Source organism: Paenibacillus sp. FSL R7-0048, assembly GCF_038004505.1.
GTDB classification, from domain to species: Bacteria; Bacillota; Bacilli; order Paenibacillales; family Paenibacillaceae; genus Paenibacillus_AQ; species Paenibacillus_AQ odorifer.
The window spans coordinates 2,483,723-2,499,864 of the sequence record NZ_JBBORF010000001.1 but is presented as its reverse complement, the minus strand read 5'-3'; the positions used below and the strand labels follow the sequence as shown (position 1 = coordinate 2,499,864).

The window sequence follows — 16,142 nt, the reverse complement described above, 5'->3', positions numbered from 1 at the left end:
TCTTACATCCACCTCCAGCCTGCGGGATATTCATTCTTGAGCACACCGTCCTGCCACTTCCCCCAGCCTGCACTATAACCATCTATGCAGACCAGTACGTATCCTTTTTGGGTAGTTCCTATTTTAATAGAGAGACGTTCTTGACTAATCAACAATGTCTCTCCTTTAAGATAGGAAATAGCTTCATTACTCGTACTGGAAAGTGAGACACTTCGGCAGCTCTCTTCAGGGTGTAACGCGGTAGCCATTGGATGTCCTGGGATAAATCTGCCGTTACGGACATGTCCTACATACCATCCTGGACGAATCGCCTTTAATCCATTTAATCTTTCCTTAGGTAGTGGGGAGATGTACAGATGATCACCGAAGAAAATCGGATACCCTTTTGGCTCCCAGCCAAGCTGGTCTTTTATAAAATCTCCATATGCAGCCAAGGCTTGCTCTTCTCCTGAACCTTGACGGCCACGTTCAGCGCCAGCAGCAGATTTATTAGAGAACTTACCTTCTTTCCCTCGTCTGGCTTCTGGTTTGTTTGCGGATTTAATATGAGCAGTGCCTTTTTTATTCGTATTCCGTGTAACTGCACTCAACTTAACTTCGGCTTGATCACGTTCCTCTGCAGATACCTTTGGCCCCACATGCTGCAGCACAGCCATGAAATGTCCTTCACCTTTTACTTTATGCGGCCATAGTCTTGCTGTCCCTGATAGTTCTCCAAAACCAGGAGCAAATGAGCCAGTGCCTCCAACTGTAATCACCGAAAACTGTGGATGTTCAGAAATAAACTCCGCTATAATTTCTTCATTTTCTTCTGTAGCAAATGTACAGGTTGAATAGACAAGTGTACCTCCCGGTGCCAACGCTGTTGCAGCAGAACGTAAAATATCCCGCTGCATGGCAGCATATTTGGCAGGTGTACCTGAATCCCACTGCTTCACCATGTCTTCATCTTTACGGAACATCCCTTCACCTGAGCAAGGAGCATCAATCAAGATTTTGTCAAAATAAAGCGGGAATGCCGCTGCAATATGATCTGGACTTTCGTTTAGTACGATACCGTTGCGCACCCCATATAGCTCTAGATTTTTGGCTAAGGCTTTCGTGCGTTCTGGATGAAGATCATTGGTAACCAACAAGCCTTCTCCTGAGAGCTTGGCAGAAATCTGTGTGGATTTGCCCCCAGGTGCAGCGCATAAATCAAGGACACGATCTCCTGGCTGTACATCAAGCAGTTCCACAGGTGCCATAGCGCTTGGCTCTTGAATGTAATACAATCCCGCGTGATAATGTGGATGTTTACCTGGTCTGGCCCCATCCTCTGTATAGAATCCGGTTGGACACCACGGAATGGGTTCCAGCTCTAAAGTGGAAAGAGCTTGCAATTTCTCCACTGAAATTTTCAAGGTATTAACACGAACGCCTCCGTTAGGGGTCTCCTTGTACGAATCCGCAAATTGATTATAATCCGTTCCCAGCAAGTCCATCATACGCTCGCTGAAAGAACTGGGCAGTTGTGCCGCCATGATGCCGTCCTCCTGATAGTACTGCTAAAATTTAGGTGTTTAAAGATTCAAGGAACACCCTTACGGGTGTCCCTTTGGCAATACTCATTTATAGAGGATCATTATTTACGATGAGAAGAGGTCGGTCTTTGAGGACCTCGTCGTTGAGGATTATTCGGTGTGATCACCTCAGCCGCAGAGTTCACTTCATCCGCTAGACCTTGATCAATGATTTCTATAGTCAGATCATAATAAGAAAATGGCTGCTGCTCACACGACTCCATGCGGCGAACATAATCCTTCACTTCCACCACTAGCTTAGCCAAATTAATGCCGAGTGTCACTGCTGAATATTCTTCCAGCTTGGCAGCAGCCCCGCTTAGCATAATCGTTGCACCACGCATATTATTATTGCGGCAATGGTACAACCCAACAGCTACTTGGAGAAGTGCTTTGTACAATGGGTCGCGTTGCTTGGCAAGCCATAGCTCTTCGAGCACCTCGTGACATTCGAAATAATCCCGGTCACGATTAAAGTACACTAGATACGCCAAGTACAACGGATCATAAGCCATCCGGCAAACTATCCTTTTTAGCTGCAGAGAGAAGTCCCCGTACATGATCCAGAAGCTCCTTCATCGCTTCCATGTCCTGAGCCTGCCATATTTCGTTAAATCGAGCCTGAGTATCTATAGCCTCATTCACCAAATGATAGAAATACAATTGATGAATAGATTTGAGAATTTGAGTCGTCATATTCGAGTTTTCCTCGAAGGTCTTTTGTGCTTCCAGGATTTCATCACGAATACTGGACATTTCGCTGTCCAAGATGGAGGCTGCTTCAGCTGCGGTTTTCAGGCGCACTCGCATTTCATCCGGTAAGCTTTCCCGATATTTATAATTCAGAGAGTGCTCTATGGTTGCCCAGAAATTCATAGCTAGTGTACGAATTTGGATCTCTGCGAGCACTATTTTTTGTCCCAGAGCTGTCTGCACAGGATATTTAATAATCATATGAAAGCTGCGATACCCGCTCTCTTTATAATTGGTGATGTAATCCTTCTCATACAGGACTTCAAGATCCTTACGAGCCCGGATATATTCGGCCACTCTGCGGATATCCTCCACGAACTGGCACATAATCCGGATCCCGGCTATATCTTCAATGCCTGTCTCCAGATCCTCCATCTTCACATTCAGGCGCTTAGCCTTCTCCAAAATGCTTGACAGCCGCTTTACACGACCAGTTACGAATTCAATCGGCGTGTATTCCTCTCTTTTCTTCAACTCCGAACGCATTGTTTTGAATTTAACTTTCAATTCTTCCACAGTCTGTTCATATGGAAGCAAAAAAGTTCCCCAGTCCCTGCCGTCCATCGCCTTCGTCCTCCTGTCCTTTCGACTCCTTCAATCAGTGATGATCAGCACCCACTGCTTCAGAGATATGACTGAATCCGTCCCGCCGTAAGAGCTGCCGTAATCCGGCATGCAGCCTGCGGTTAACCTCCGGTCCTTCGTAGATGAGTGCTGTATAAATTTCGACCAGACTTGCGCCTGCTCTTATCTTGTCATACGCATCCTGACTGGTGAATATGCCCCCTGAACCTATGATCGGCATCTTCCCTTCAGTCTGGCGATAAATCCTACGAATGATTTCCGTTGACCGGTCACGAAGTGGCTTACCGCTTAATCCACCTGTCTCATTAGCCTTTTCATGACTAAGTCCATCCCGGTTCAATGTAGTATTCGTAGCAATAATACCATCCATACCAGCTTCTGTCAGTGATTGAACCATATACTCCAATTCAGAATCACTTACATCTGGAGCAATCTTAACCAACAAGCTCTTATTCAGGCCTGTGGCTTTACGATGAATCTCCATTTCTTCCTTTACTTGTGCCAGCAGGAACGCTAATTCGCTGCCATGCTGGAGACTGCGCAGCCCCGGTGTATTTGGTGAGCTGATATTGACCACAAAAAAATCACCGTACGGATAAAGCGTACGGATACACTGACGATAATCTTCATGAGCCGCTTCATTACTAGTTATTTTATTCCGTCCAATATTTACTGCTATTGGAACTCTGCGATTTTTTAATTTTTTTAGACGCTCTGCCATAGCGTCAGCCCCTTCGTTATTGAAGCCCATACGATTGATCAGAGCTTCATCAGAGGGAAGACGGAACAAACGCGGGCTATCATTACCCGGCTGACCCTTAGGGGTAACCGTCCCCACTTCCATAAATCCGAATCCGATCGAAGAGAATCCAGAAACGGCCTCGGCATTCTTATCCAAGCCTGCTGCCAGTCCAACTGGAGTCGGAAAATGTATGCCAAACAGATCAACTGCTAAATCTGCCGTTTCAGGAACGCCATACATTAAACGCAATGCCGCGCTTCCCCCTGGAACTGATGATGATTTATCCAATCCACCTATGACGAGATGGTGAGCCTTCTCAGGGTCCAGCTTAAAGAAAATTGGTTTACCAAAATTACGATACAACACCGTTCTCGCTCCTTAAGGGGTACTTCACTAATCCACGTGTCTACCCGATTCTGTAGGTTTCTTCTTAATTTTAGCCTTTTCTTGAACAAAAGAAAAGCATTTTACCCTGTAAGTGTGCAGAGAGCTTAACCCAAAGTATAGTAATTTTCTTGTAAACGCATTACAATATAGGGGTAATCAGCGATTAAGAGAGAAAGAAGGTATGCTGGATGTCAACTAAACGTAAACCACCAACTTTGCAGCAAAAGAAAGAAGAAGTTAATCGTAAAGCGCTAATGTGGATCGGCGTAAGTTTAACTTTACTAATTCTTCTCATCATCGTTCTGTTTATAGTTGCCGGGAACTAATTCAGCCAGTGGTATACTTTGTGGGGGTTGGTCTGATCATATGGAGCAGCAGGGTTGAAGCGTTTCGCCGGCAGCAGCTGCTTGTCAGGCAGAACCCCTTTACTAATCACCACTTTTGTTCCTTTTGGAATCATAGCGAATAGTTCTTCCACATCTTCTCGACTCATCCGAATACAGCCAAGGGATTCATCCTTGCCGACACTTTCTGGCTCATTGGTGCCATGAATAGCATAATTACTATCTGAGAGTTGTAGTCCGCGGCTTCCGAACTCCCCATTATCATGACCGTTTGGATTGACCACTTTATCTGTAATGATGAAATTGCCTTCCGGAGTCTTGTCTCCCCCAAGCCCTACCTCATAATTTCGTAGAATAACAGAGCCGCTGACTACTGCCAAGCGGTGTTTTTGTTTATCCACAATCACTCTAAGCGGCTGGTCAAAAAAAGGAACGCCCTTTCCACTACTTCCACTCTCGCTTAACGCCGTCGGTATGCCCATTCCCGCCTCAGCAGTTGAGCTTGGAGGCTCACCCGCAACTTCCGGTGTACCCAGTGCCTTAGCAGTTGCTATTTCCTTAAGAGATTTGAACTCACGTTTCATAACTGGTGTCGTCCCGCCAATCCAATTTTCCGGAAAAGGTCTGGTCAATTCCGCCAGAGAAGCCGGAAGCTTGCCTTTATGATTCTGATAAGACCTCATTGCACTCCATAATGTAGCTAGCTCCTCTTGTTCCCCCTGCCACTTAGCTGCATCCACCGCAAGTTCCCCTTGCTCTGGCGGTTCGCATGCACATGCCGCTGGATCATAGGATTGGTATACCAACCGTCCGTTCCCATTCTTCTGCAGTGTGGAATTAAGCGGAAGCTTCTCTTTCCACAGCAGCCACTTCCCTTCCCGCTCCATGCCCAAAATAGCAGCTTGAAACGGTTCCTCGCGCATTAGCATAGTTGCCATCAGCTTCCCTGACGAAGCCGAAGCTCCACTCTCTTGCGCTGTATACATCATTTTTCGTGCCTCTAGAACGGGTTCCTTCTTAACATCTTTTTGGTCAAGCGGATCTTTGACTTCAGAAGCAACCGTGTCTTGGACCATTTCCTGATCTTCCGCAATATCTAGACCCGGAGCCACAGCCGATGGCACCATAACCAGTAATAGAAGCATCAGCCCAAGCATAATGTAGCGGAATCTTTGCTGCCTTCGGTCCCGCTGGCGGCTTGCCTGAAGCAGCCCTTCCTCATATTCCCGTAGCGTTTCCGCAGGCACCTTACTATGCTCGAAAGCTTCATATACTTCTCCAGCCTGATTGAAGCAATAGTTAGCTTTCCCCTGTTGACCGTTCTTATAGTATTCCTTACCCAGCAAGTACCATGCCATCTTATTGTCTGGATGCATCTGTACATATGCTTTGAGGTGCTGAGAATTTTTCATCGGAACCTCCGAAATTTTATAATTCCTTCCTACATTAATATCGGTCAGACATCGCAAAAAAGACATCCCTAGCTGAACAAAAGTTCGCGAGAGATGTCTTTATGTTGTGCTAGAAGTTACAAAATCCCGGCTAATTAGCCCTCTTTGTTAAAAGGCTCATCCGCAATTTTAATAGAGTCGGTTGGGCATCCATCACAAGAATCCTGGAGATCATCAAACAAATCATCCGGAATCGCTGTGATGCCGTGGTTTCCGTCATTTTCATAAATAACTTCTGCCAAACCTTCGTCATCGTAATCAAAAATATCAGGAGCCGTTGCGCCACATGCACCGCAAGCGATACAAGTGTCTTTTTCGACCCAAGTGTACTTAGCCATTTTATCTCTGCCTCCCGTTGAACAATACAGCGCTGTTGTACCAGCGTCTTATATTTTCTCATATTAATATAAAAAGAATACAATTTCAATCGATTTTCAATACGTTTGCATTTCTGACGCATTCTACGGCATCTATTTTGACATGTCATAGAATGTTCTTGTTACTCTTTATCAGACTCGACAGATAGAAGATTATCCTTTTGCAACGAAGTGCCACGTTCTTTATGATTGCGGAGCCTTGCAGAGTGAGAATCGCTTAACATCCCGGCGGTCAACACTGCATTTTCACCGAATTTATTACGTAGCATGTCCATAGTCTTGTTAAGAGACTCTTTCTTAGGCTGACGTTCGTAATCGAACAAATCAAGCTGAATGGCAGAATCCTCTTTAGCAATCAAGCCCTGCAGGGTCACACCCAGCAGCCGCACAGGCTTCTCCCCATTCCAATGACGAACATATAGATCGCAGACGGACTTGTAGATATCCTCCCCACTCTCCGAAGGAGCCTCTAGCTGACGCGAACGGGTTATGGTCTTCATATCGGGTGTCCGAATGGTCAGCTGCACCCCTGAGGCAACAAGACCTTGCTTACGCAAGCGCCGGGCTACCTGATCACTTAAATTCAACAAAATCGGTCGTACCTCAGCAAGACCTATGACATCCCGCGGCAATGTTGTGGTGTGTCCAATCGACTTACTCTGCTCCCGCTCAGGATTAACGATCCCATGATCAATACCGTTGCCAGCACGCTTTAGCCATGAGCCCATAACTCCGAAATTCTCAACCAGCATATTTTCATCAGCCGCTGCTAATTGACCAATACTGTAAATGCCCAGTTTGCGGAGCTTTTCTGCTGTTTTTCCACCAATGCCGAACATTTCGTTACAAGGCTTGTCCCATAAAATCTTAGGCACATCCCGCAGTCGCAGCACTGAAATACCGTTTGGCTTTTTTAAATCGGAAGCCATCTTCGCAAGCAGCTTATTGGGAGCGATCCCCACTGAGCATGGCAAGCCCAATTCTTCCATTATACGGCGCTGAATCGTCTCCGCTATTTCCATGGGTGTACCGAATTGTCTGGAGCCAGTTATATCAAGGTAACATTCATCGATGGACACTGCTTCCAGTAACGGAGTATAGCTATATGCAATCTGCATAAAAGCATTAGAATATTTGCGGTATAAATGGAAGTCCGGTTTAATAACGATAAGCGATGGACAAATACGAAGCGCCTTCTGAACCTGCATTCCCGTCGAAATCCCCATTCTGCGGGCGACGTAGGAACAAGTCACTATGATCCCTTTCCGCAATTCAACACTACCCGCAACCGCAGTAGCTTTGCCTCTATATTGGTCAGGGTCCTCTGCCTCATGCACAGAGCAGTAAAAAGCATTCATATCAACATGCAGGATAACCCTGCCACTCGTTGGATAATACTGATCAACATTCTGCACAATATCTACCTTCTTATCCTCAGGTTTTCTATTGTCCAACTTAGAATAACTCTCCGCTGCGGTTAGGTCAACTTAAGAGGCTGTAAAGTTCTTTGTTACATTCCCGCGTAAAAATGCTATAATATATAAATTCATTTCCCTATAAGGAGGACTCTCATGTCTAAGTCCATCTCCATCTTCGATACTACATTACGCGACGGCACCCAAGGTGAAGGCATCAGTCTGTCGGCTGACGACAAGCTGAAGATTGCCAAGAAACTCGATGATCTGGGTGTGCACTATATTGAAGGTGGCATCCCGGGAAGCAACAATAAAGACATTGAATTTTTCAAAAGAGTCAAGGAGCTTCATCTGAACGCCAAAATTACAGCGTTCGGCAGCACTCGGCGGAAGAATTCCTTGGCCGAAAACGATGACAATTTAAAACGTATGATTGACGCAGGGGTTCCTGCTGCTACACTCGTCGGAAAATCTTGGGATTTCCATGTACACACTGCATTACAGACTACGCTTGAGGAGAATCTCGCCATGATCGGCGACTCCATATCCTACTTGAAACACCAAGGCCTTGAAGTGATTTTTGATGCCGAGCATTTCTTCGACGGATACAAGAATAATCCTGAATATGCAGCAGCTGTTCTGTCCAAAGCCCGGGAAGCCGGAGCAGATTGGCTTGTAATGTGCGATACCAACGGTGGGACCTTACCTTACGAAATTCATGAGATTGTTACCGCTCTAAATCAACAATTGCCCGGAGCCAATCTCGGAATTCACACTCACAATGACTGTGAGCTAGCGGTTGCCAATGCACTTAGCGCCATCGGAGCTGGAGCACGGCAAGTACAAGGTACCATTAATGGTTACGGTGAACGGTGTGGTAACGCCAACCTATGTTCTATTATTCCTACACTACAGATCAAAATGGGTTATCACTGTATTCCAGGCGATTCATTATCGCAGATTACCAACACTGCCCGCTATATTAGTGAAGTGGCTAATGTTAATCTGCCGGTAAATCAGCCTTATGTCGGAAATGCAGCTTTCGCACACAAAGGTGGAATCCATGTCTCCGCCATCATGCGTGATTCACGGACCTATGAGCATATCGCTCCTGAGCTTGTCGGGAACAAGCAGCGTGTGCTGGTCTCCGAACTTGCCGGACAGAGCAATGTACTCTCCAAAGCACAGGACATGGGTTTAAATCTGGATCCAAGCAGCGAGCAGGCTCGCCGGGTGATCGAGAAGATTAAAACGATGGAACATCAAGGTTATCAATTTGAAGGTGCCGATGCCTCACTGGAGCTACTCCTTCGGGAAGCTACCGGCGAGATGAATGAAACCTTTACCTTTGAATCCTTCAAGATGTTAGTTGAGAAAACCGCAGAACATCCAGTAGTATCTGAAGCGTTCGTGAAACTGAAAGTTGGCAGTGAGAATCTTTATACTGCTGCTGAAGGTAACGGTCCAGTCAACGCACTCGATAACGCGCTTCGTAAAGCATTACAGACCTATTTCCCACAATTAAAGGAAATGCATCTATCCGACTATAAAGTCCGTGTAATAGATGAACAGGATCAGACTGCAGCGAAGGTAAGGGTATTGATTGAATCCAAGAACTTCACAGACACCTGGAGTACGGTTGGTGTCTCCAGTAACGTAATTGAAGCCAGCTGGGAGGCTCTTGTTGACAGTATGCGCTACGCGCTTCTCAATGAGCTCTCATTGGAGAATGAGAAGACGACCAGCAATGAACCTAGAGGCCTGGTCAATCATTAATTGATCACTTATAGAATTTTGTAAGACAAAAAAGAAGCTTCCCAAAAGTAGAATTCTACTTATAGGGCAGCTTCTTTTTATTAAATAGGCTATATAACGGACTATTGCTTTAGCCCATAGACTTTGGGTGGTGGGCGGTGAGCAATGGGCAGTGTGCGGTGCGGGATGCGCAGGGGCGAGTGCGGGGTGCGGGTGCGGTAGAGTAATTAGGGAAAAACTCCCTGAAAATAGCCGATATTCGCTATAAATGAACAGAACCAGGGAATTCCTCCCTAAAAATCAGGGTGATTTCATTATTTTCCACCAAAACAGCTAGATTAGAGGGATATTTTCCCTAATTATTCGTTGAATGACCCGAGATCTCGAAATAATAGGGAGAAATTCCCCAATTGTTCTAACGAGGCTTACTTCGGGGTTCCAGCCATTTCTGCTCCACTGTATAGTGAAATTAATGCTTGGGGTCAACTAAAGCAAATCACGGCTGACCAAAAACGCAGATCAGCGATCCTCCAAAAAGAAGAATCGCTGATCTATAGACTTTTGCTGTTTGGAGAAAAAAACAGATCTGGCTCCACATGGGATAGCCTGCTTCATGATTCGGTAAGCTTGATTATTTTCTCCTCCAACTCTTCAGGACTAAGAATACCTAGAATAATCTCGGAGATCACTCCATTCTTATCAATGAACACATTGGTGGGAAAAACAGCTCCATTATATTTGCTGTACACCTCATCTTTTACATCAAACATAACCGGAAACACAAGACCGTATTTCTTGATAAAACGTTCAGCATTGGGTTTATAATCCTGACTGCTCACATTAATACCGTAAATATCTAGAACATCCTTATACTTAGTGGCCATGGTATTAAGTTCAGGAGCTTCCTGCTGGCAGGGATCACACCATGAAGCCCAGAAATTAAGGATTACCGCTTTATCTCTGGGGCCATCAACAACATAGGTAGTCCCATCTGTTCCCTGAAGTGAAAACGAAGGTGCACGCAGTCCAGCCTTAGGTCCGCTCTTCATCGGCAGCTCATTTTGTTGCGCAAGCACAGCTTCTGCTTTGGGCTCACGATTATGCCACACCGCAAACACAGCAACACATACAACTATGAGTAATACTGTTATATTTAATTTATTACTTGCTTTCATAGTCATCTGTTCCTTTACGATTGGAATAGTTTTCTACTATTGTACCCTCAATAGGTTAAATTTCAAACCATCCATTTTTTACACAATAATATATACTTTTATAATAAAAAAGAGGGTTTCGTCTGCGACGAAACCCTAATGAAGAGAGAGGGGTGAACAAATGGCAGCATTCCAGGGAAATGTCCAGCCTATTAGACTGAAATATTCCGTACAGCAAGCACTGGGGAAGCACCTGCTGTCCTGTTATCCGCATGAAGCATGCGGAGTCCTGCTGGGTGCTGCCGCAGCGGGTGGCATGCTCATAGATACTTACGTACCCTTGCGCAACGTAGCGCCAGACCCGCTGCACACCTTTACTCCCCACCCTGAAGAGTGGATTAATGCACTGTACAATGAACCAACTATCATCGGACTATTTCATTCCCACCCACATTCAGCACCTATCCCTTCAGTTGCCGATTATAAAGGACTAACAGCACTAGGACCTGAGTTTGCGCTTTATCTTATAGGTTCTCCCAACACCAAAGATAGCGGCAATCCCATTCTGAACGGATTTTATATTGAGCGTTTGCCTGATGACCGCGGCGGTAATTTGTTCCGGGGTTTATCTCAAGCCCCGCTTCACGTTCTACTTAAATAAGCATAAAGATCACCCAAGGTATCCACTTGGCCGCGCTCCGAAATTTCCCGCAGGTAGATCACCCACAGCTGTGCTGTCATCTTTGCGTCTTCCAAGGCATGATGACGGCCATGAATCGGAATTTCATGTACATATAGCAGCTCATCCAGCGAATAATTACTTCGCTGTGGCTCAAGCCATCGCGCTAACATCATCGTGTCCAGCACACGGTGTGTTAGCTGAACTTTAGAGGTTTTCCATAAAGCAGCATTAAGAAAAGCCTTATCATGTGAGCTTGCATGTGCAACCAGCACATTCTGACCTACAAAGGACATAAAATTATGAAGGCCATCCATTAAGGAGGGAGCGGATTGTGTCATTTCTTCCGTAATCCCAGTCAGCCTTGTAATATCCTCCGGAATAGCCGTCTGACAGTTCACCAGTGTATAAAAGCATTCCTCTTCTTTGATCTGCTCTCCAACAACCTTGACGGCTCCGAAAGACATAATCTCATCCCCATGCTGATGGGAAAAGCCTGTAGTCTCTAGATCAAAGATCACTGTCTCTAATTCAGACAATGGGGTATGCAGCACCTCAGGCCGCCGTTTCTCTCGCATCAAAGATCTAATAAAGGCCATTTGCTGCGCAGTCTGTTGTGCAGTTTCTCCACCTCTCATCGAAGCAATTGCCGAGGGCATTCCACCTTGTCTTAGATTACTCCAGAATCCTCCGCTTTTGTTCGGCTCCCTCATGACCGCCACCTTTCCGCTGAGCGGAGCTGACGCTGCAGCGCCCGATGAAGGCGTCTGACAAGCAGCAGGCTTTCACGCAGCTCAGACAGCAGCTGCTTATTCTTCAATTCACTCTCAGCTACATAATCACTGCTGATTAACAATCCATCCTGAACACTATATGGCGTGTTCACTCGCAACCGCATTGCTAATAAGAAAGCTCTGCGGATATCCTCTAAATGTTGATATTTCCCAAGCCTATCAAGCGCTTCAATCCGCTCTAATGTCGAGCCAGCTCTAATGCCATGTAGTAATGACAACCGTCTAACAATGTTCACTAACGGAATATAGACCCCATACTTAACATCAAATCCGCCTGCATAATCACCAAACCGTTCTGTTAACACCTGTCCCAGTAAATTCAAAGTCGCTTTGTGGCGTACTGTATTGCGAAGAACAGCATTAGACAGCTGCTCATTTTCCGCAAAGCCTTCATAGAAAGCTTCTTGCCACTTCGCTGATAACTTCACGCTTCCTGCCACATGACGCATATCAGAAGAGATAATAAGATACCGGATCGGCTCCCATTCCAACTGAGTTCTCCAGCTATCAAGCTGCTCTATCCATTCAGATAATGTCTTACGCCACATGACTTGGGAGCACATTACCTTCCCCGCACATTTCTCATATCCTACTTCTTCAAGCATATCGGATAACAAAGTTCCGAAAAATTCGAAATAGCGATTTTTTTCCCCATCAGGCTCTCCTTCGACTATCAGGCCATTATCCTGATCGCTCCAAAGCGTTGCCTCCTGCCTCCCACTGCTGCCAAACACAATAAAGGAATAAGCACAGGGAGGCGGGCCATAGCCCGCCTCTTTCATCTGCGCCTCACATATGAGTACTGCGGTTTGGGCAATAAGATCATGCATAGTATTCACACGGAACATCCATTCCTCTATAGGAATAACATTCAACTGTTCGAGAAGTACTTTTTGACAGGCAACACGCCTCTCCCTAAGCTCCTCTGACGAACCGGCCAATACGATGGTCCTAAAGCTTTCTTCATTATACTCATCTGTTAACTCCATCGATGCCACACGGTCCGCCTCCCTGTCCGAGTTGAAATGTTATTGTTTAAGGGTTTTGGATTCCGAATCTGCGATCAATTTCATTTGCTCAGGGTATCCGTAAGTACCATGCTCACTGATATCCAGACCCATTAATTCTTCTTCTTCTGTAACGCGAAGTCCGATAGTTACCTTCATTACATACAAGATGATGAAAGAAAGAACGGCTACGAAAACAAATGTTCCAACCACACCAAGCACTTGAACGCCTAGTTGATGGAAACCACCACCGTAGAACAACCCAGCTTCACCTACCAAGCCACCTTTAGTGATAAGCTCAGGTACAGCGAACAGACCCGTTGAAACTGCACCCCACATCCCCGCAATACCATGCACCGAGAAAGCATAGATTGGATCATCAAGCCCTGCACGTTCCAGCCATTGGGAAGTCATGAATGTAAAAGCGCCAGCTACAAAACCAATAATGATTGCTGCCCATGGATCAACGAAAGCACACGCTCCTGTGATTGCAACCAATGCAGCCAGAACACCATTCAGCATTGCTGGAATATCAGATTTACCAAAGTACAACCAAGAAGCAATCAATGCTGCCAAACCACCTGCTGCTGCTGCGATGTTCGTTGTTAGGGCTACGTGACCGAAGAAACCGCCCATTGGGGACAAAGCACTACCTGGATTGAATCCGAACCAACCAAACCAGAGGATAATAACACCGAGTACAGTAAATACTTGGTTATGACCTGGAATGATCACGGGTTTACCTTCTTTATTAAACTTACCAAGCCGAGGCTTAAGCAATATGGTTGCTACCACTGCTGCCGTTGCACCTGTAAGATGGACAACCGTGGAACCTGCATAATCTTGCATACCCAGCTCAGCCAACCAGCCACCGCCCCATACCCAGTGAGCTACAACTGGATAAATTACGACGGAGAACAAAATTCCGAAAATGATATACACACTTAGCTTCGCACGTTCTGCCATACCACCAGATACGATAGCCAAGGAAACTGCTGCAAAGGCCATTTGGAATAAGAATTTAACATTTAAAGTAACATCAGAAAATGCAAGTGATTCAAAAGAAGCTGCGGTTGAATCTCCTCCGTACAAGAAGCCTGTAGTACCGAAGAAGCCATTGCCGTTACCGAAACCAAGTCCAAAGCCGATAGCCCAGAAGCAAAGACTTGCGATAGCCAGGGTAAGTACTGTCTTACCTGCTACGTGCCCTGCATTCTTCATCCGAACCGAACCCGCTTCGAGCATTGCAAACCCTGCTTGCATAAAGAATACTAAAATGAATGCCAGGAAGGTAAACGCTGTGTCCAATCCGACTTGTAAGTCTACGTTCGTCGGACCGTCTGCTGCAAAAGCACTTACCGGATAAATCATCAGTGTAATCATGGCCAGTAACATCATCAACCATTTCTTTTTCATTTTTACCCCACTCCCCAATGTTATATTTTCTAACAAAGCGTGAAACTCTTAATGTCATTATAATCAGAAGTCAGGTAAATTGACAAGACTATTTTAGGAATGTTTTTATTTTATTTTATTTGAGCACACGAAATTTTCACAGTACTAATGGACTAGAGGTCCTAAAGGCCTGATTCTAGCTGCATTTTCATTAAAATAACTACGCGCACAACCTCATTTATATTACCTGATAATTGAACGCATCTTTTACCAAAATTACAAAATACATAACATTTAATGTTATGTATTGGAGTGACTTATAATTTCCAAACCCAATCATTCTTCAAATTTGATATCCCTTTGAGTTTGAGTGTATTGTATAGAAACTACAGATCACCGTTCATGAATTAACCCTTCTTTACTGCATATACTTTATGAAAGTATGACGTTTGACTGTATGGTTTCCAGTTTGTTATCATTACAGATAGCATAAGAAACCATCAATTTAGGAGATGACCGCCACTTATCGGCAGTCGTATTCAATTAGTGAGGCGAGATTAAATGGGGATATGATTTTGTATCGAATTGGAGAATTAGCTAAGGCTGCTCACATTAGTGAACGAACTATTGATTATTACACGAAACTGGGATTAATCTCCCCGGAATCTAGAAGCACCAAAAATTATCGGCTATACAGCCATGAAACCTTGGCTGCTTTAGAACGTATTACTCAATTAAAGCATGACAAGTATTCATTGGAAGAAATCAAATCTATGCTAGGCAAATGGAACGAGGCAACACCAGAAACTGACGTCTCTGATAAATTAGTTGAGTTAGAGCAGCAAATGCAGCGGCTAGAACGGGAAGTAAAAGCCCTTGAACCTCTTATTAGTGGTTTGAAGCCAGGACAGGCCAGTCGCGTACTTTCAAATCTGCTCCCTCAGGGATTAGCCTGCATGGAAGCGATCCGGCTATTGCTTACGCAAGGACCGCCAATGTAAATACCATATTTACAATACAGTGGAGGAATGCATCTATGTTTATGTACCTATTAGTAATTATTGCTTTTCTTTTCTCATTGTGGGCACAGTTTAGAGTCAAAGGAACCTTCAGCAAGTGGTCAAAGGTAGCTAATTCGAACGGCCTGACTGGATATGAAGCCGCGAGACGTATGCTCGATGCTAATGGCTTACACGATGTTCCGATTGAACCTGTAAGAGGCACACTCTCAGACCATTATGACCCCATCCACAGAGTTGTACGCTTATCAGAGCCTGTGTATTATGAAAGTTCCATCTCAGCAATTTCTGTCGCTTGTCACGAAGTAGGCCACGCGATTCAGCATAAAGTAAGTTATCCTATGTTGACACTTCGTCACCGGATGTTCCCGGTAGTTAATTTCGCATCAGGCATCGCGCCTTTCATGCTGATGGCAGGTTTCATCTTCGGTTACTTTAATCTTATAGGCTTGGGTATCATTTTCTTCTCAGCAGCTGTTGCATTCCAGCTCGTAACGCTGCCTGTAGAATTCAACGCCAGTAACCGGGCTCGTCAGGTCATGGTAGAACAAGGTTTCATCCGCAACGAAGAAGAACGCGGAGTAGCAAAGGTTCTCAACGCCGCTGCATTAACTTATGTTGCTGCCGCTCTAGTATCCTTGCTTGAATTGCTTCGCTTGATCACCGTCTTTTTAGGCAACCGCGACTAATATCGCATACCTCTAAACAACAAAAACCCCGGAA

Annotated in this window: 16 protein-coding genes; 5 read left to right on the top strand and 11 right to left on the bottom strand. The window is 45.2% G+C overall.

The genetic code is table 11. The annotated features are described in order from the left end of the window. Nucleotides 1–2 precede the first annotated feature (2 nt). The 4 genes from NSQ91_RS10890 to NSQ91_RS10875 all read right to left on the bottom strand — a co-directional run bounded on the left by NSQ91_RS10890 (nt 3) and on the right by NSQ91_RS10875 (nt 4,008). Nucleotides 3–1,523 carry an RsmB/NOP family class I SAM-dependent RNA methyltransferase gene (locus tag NSQ91_RS10890; protein WP_076140926.1) on the bottom strand — a complete coding sequence of 507 codons (1,521 nt, stop codon included), beginning with the start codon at nt 1,521–1,523 and terminating at the stop codon, nt 3–5. A gap of 101 nt (nt 1,524–1,624) precedes the next feature. Beyond that, a complete protein-coding gene (locus NSQ91_RS10885; RefSeq protein ID WP_076130116.1) occupies nt 1,625–2,077 on the bottom strand; it encodes a DUF309 domain-containing protein in 453 nt (150 codons plus the stop codon). After that, entirely contained in the window at nt 2,067–2,879 is an 813-nt protein-coding gene (locus tag NSQ91_RS10880) for a GTP pyrophosphokinase (protein WP_036689325.1), read from the bottom strand. The genes NSQ91_RS10885 and NSQ91_RS10880 overlap by 11 nt, the downstream gene beginning before the upstream one ends. Nucleotides 2,880–2,913: 34 nt before the next feature. After that, nucleotides 2,914–4,008 carry a quinone-dependent dihydroorotate dehydrogenase gene (locus NSQ91_RS10875; RefSeq protein WP_076304800.1) on the bottom strand — a complete coding sequence of 365 codons (1,095 nt, stop codon included), beginning with the start codon at nt 4,006–4,008 and terminating at the stop codon, nt 2,914–2,916. A gap of 209 nt (nt 4,009–4,217) precedes the next feature. Here NSQ91_RS10875 and NSQ91_RS10870 point away from each other — a divergent pair, with 209 nt between their 5' ends. Next, nucleotides 4,218–4,355, top strand: a complete 138-nt coding sequence (locus NSQ91_RS10870; RefSeq protein WP_167348489.1) for a hypothetical protein — start codon at nt 4,218–4,220, stop codon at nt 4,353–4,355. Here NSQ91_RS10870 and NSQ91_RS10865 read toward each other — a convergent pair. The 3 genes from NSQ91_RS10865 to NSQ91_RS10855 form a co-directional block, all read right to left on the bottom strand. Next, nucleotides 4,352–5,785 (bottom strand): L,D-transpeptidase, encoded by a 1,434-nt coding sequence (locus tag NSQ91_RS10865; RefSeq protein ID WP_076304799.1) that lies wholly within the window; start codon nt 5,783–5,785, stop codon nt 4,352–4,354. The genes NSQ91_RS10870 and NSQ91_RS10865 overlap by 4 nt on opposite strands. A 134-nt stretch (nt 5,786–5,919) precedes the next feature. Then, entirely contained in the window at nt 5,920–6,162 is a 243-nt protein-coding gene (locus NSQ91_RS10860) for a ferredoxin (protein ID WP_036689316.1), read from the bottom strand. Nucleotides 6,163–6,323: 161 nt separating this feature from the next. Further along, entirely contained in the window at nt 6,324–7,655 is a 1,332-nt protein-coding gene (locus tag NSQ91_RS10855; RefSeq protein WP_282579938.1) for a DNA polymerase IV, read from the bottom strand. Nucleotides 7,656–7,772: 117 nt separating this feature from the next. Here NSQ91_RS10855 and cimA point away from each other — a divergent pair, with 117 nt between their 5' ends. Next, nucleotides 7,773–9,392 (top strand): citramalate synthase, encoded by a 1,620-nt coding sequence (gene cimA / locus NSQ91_RS10850; protein WP_076130113.1) that lies wholly within the window; start codon nt 7,773–7,775, stop codon nt 9,390–9,392. Between the two features lie 590 nt (nt 9,393–9,982). Here the strand turns inward: cimA and NSQ91_RS10845 are convergent. Further along, complete coding sequence (locus tag NSQ91_RS10845) at nt 9,983–10,546, bottom strand: TlpA family protein disulfide reductase (RefSeq protein WP_076130112.1); 564 nt, start codon at nt 10,544–10,546, stop codon at nt 9,983–9,985. A 160-nt stretch (nt 10,547–10,706) separates the two neighbouring features. On the opposite strand from NSQ91_RS10845, the gene NSQ91_RS10840 reads away from it, so the two are divergent. After that, on the top strand, nt 10,707–11,186 hold the full coding sequence (locus tag NSQ91_RS10840) for a M67 family metallopeptidase (protein WP_076125127.1): 480 nt from the start codon (nt 10,707–10,709) through the stop codon (nt 11,184–11,186). On the opposite strand, the gene NSQ91_RS10835 is transcribed toward NSQ91_RS10840, so the two are convergent. The 3 genes from NSQ91_RS10835 to NSQ91_RS10825 are packed head-to-tail and all read right to left on the bottom strand — an operon-like array spanning nt 11,168 to nt 14,421. After that, nucleotides 11,168–11,917, bottom strand: coding sequence for an exonuclease domain-containing protein (locus tag NSQ91_RS10835; protein WP_038569828.1), 750 nt, complete (start codon nt 11,915–11,917; stop codon nt 11,168–11,170). The genes NSQ91_RS10840 and NSQ91_RS10835 overlap by 19 nt on opposite strands. Then, nucleotides 11,914–12,987: a DUF294 nucleotidyltransferase-like domain-containing protein gene (locus tag NSQ91_RS10830; protein ID WP_076184365.1), complete on the bottom strand. Its 1,074-nt coding sequence runs from the start codon at nt 12,985–12,987 to the stop codon at nt 11,914–11,916. The genes NSQ91_RS10835 and NSQ91_RS10830 overlap by 4 nt, the downstream gene beginning before the upstream one ends. Nucleotides 12,988–13,026: 39 nt before the next feature. After that, on the bottom strand, nt 13,027–14,421 hold the full coding sequence (locus tag NSQ91_RS10825) for an ammonium transporter (protein WP_036689307.1): 1,395 nt from the start codon (nt 14,419–14,421) through the stop codon (nt 13,027–13,029). Between the two features lie 548 nt (nt 14,422–14,969). Here NSQ91_RS10825 and NSQ91_RS10820 point away from each other — a divergent pair. Continuing rightward, on the top strand, nt 14,970–15,401 hold the full coding sequence (locus tag NSQ91_RS10820; RefSeq protein ID WP_036689305.1) for a MerR family transcriptional regulator: 432 nt from the start codon (nt 14,970–14,972) through the stop codon (nt 15,399–15,401). 35 nt (nt 15,402–15,436) lie between these two features. Further along, nucleotides 15,437–16,108 (top strand): zinc metallopeptidase, encoded by a 672-nt coding sequence (locus NSQ91_RS10815; protein ID WP_076125126.1) that lies wholly within the window; start codon nt 15,437–15,439, stop codon nt 16,106–16,108. The last annotated feature ends 34 nt before the right edge of the window (nt 16,109–16,142 follow it).

Excerpts from the sequence above, each read along its gene's own strand:
- NSQ91_RS10890 (WP_076140926.1), bottom strand. The coding sequence starts at position 1,523 with ATGGCGGCACAACTGCCCAGTTCTTTCAGCGAGCGTATGATGGACTTG.
- NSQ91_RS10885 (WP_076130116.1), bottom strand. The coding sequence starts at position 2,077 with ATGGCTTATGATCCGTTGTACTTGGCGTATCTAGTGTACTTTAATCGT.
- NSQ91_RS10880 (WP_036689325.1), bottom strand. The coding sequence starts at position 2,879 with ATGGACGGCAGGGACTGGGGAACTTTTTTGCTTCCATATGAACAGACT.
- NSQ91_RS10870 (WP_167348489.1), top strand. The coding sequence starts at position 4,218 with ATGTCAACTAAACGTAAACCACCAACTTTGCAGCAAAAGAAAGAAGAA.
- NSQ91_RS10865 (WP_076304799.1), bottom strand. The coding sequence starts at position 5,785 with ATGAAAAATTCTCAGCACCTCAAAGCATATGTACAGATGCATCCAGAC.
- NSQ91_RS10860 (WP_036689316.1), bottom strand. The coding sequence starts at position 6,162 with ATGGCTAAGTACACTTGGGTCGAAAAAGACACTTGTATCGCTTGCGGT.
- cimA (WP_076130113.1), top strand. The coding sequence starts at position 7,773 with ATGTCTAAGTCCATCTCCATCTTCGATACTACATTACGCGACGGCACC.
- NSQ91_RS10845 (WP_076130112.1), bottom strand. The coding sequence starts at position 10,546 with ATGAAAGCAAGTAATAAATTAAATATAACAGTATTACTCATAGTTGTA.
- NSQ91_RS10840 (WP_076125127.1), top strand. The coding sequence starts at position 10,707 with ATGGCAGCATTCCAGGGAAATGTCCAGCCTATTAGACTGAAATATTCC.
- NSQ91_RS10835 (WP_038569828.1), bottom strand. The coding sequence starts at position 11,917 with ATGAGGGAGCCGAACAAAAGCGGAGGATTCTGGAGTAATCTAAGACAA.
- NSQ91_RS10830 (WP_076184365.1), bottom strand. The coding sequence starts at position 12,987 with ATGGAGTTAACAGATGAGTATAATGAAGAAAGCTTTAGGACCATCGTA.
- NSQ91_RS10825 (WP_036689307.1), bottom strand. The coding sequence starts at position 14,421 with ATGAAAAAGAAATGGTTGATGATGTTACTGGCCATGATTACACTGATG.
- NSQ91_RS10820 (WP_036689305.1), top strand. The coding sequence starts at position 14,970 with ATGATTTTGTATCGAATTGGAGAATTAGCTAAGGCTGCTCACATTAGT.
- NSQ91_RS10815 (WP_076125126.1), top strand. The coding sequence starts at position 15,437 with ATGTTTATGTACCTATTAGTAATTATTGCTTTTCTTTTCTCATTGTGG.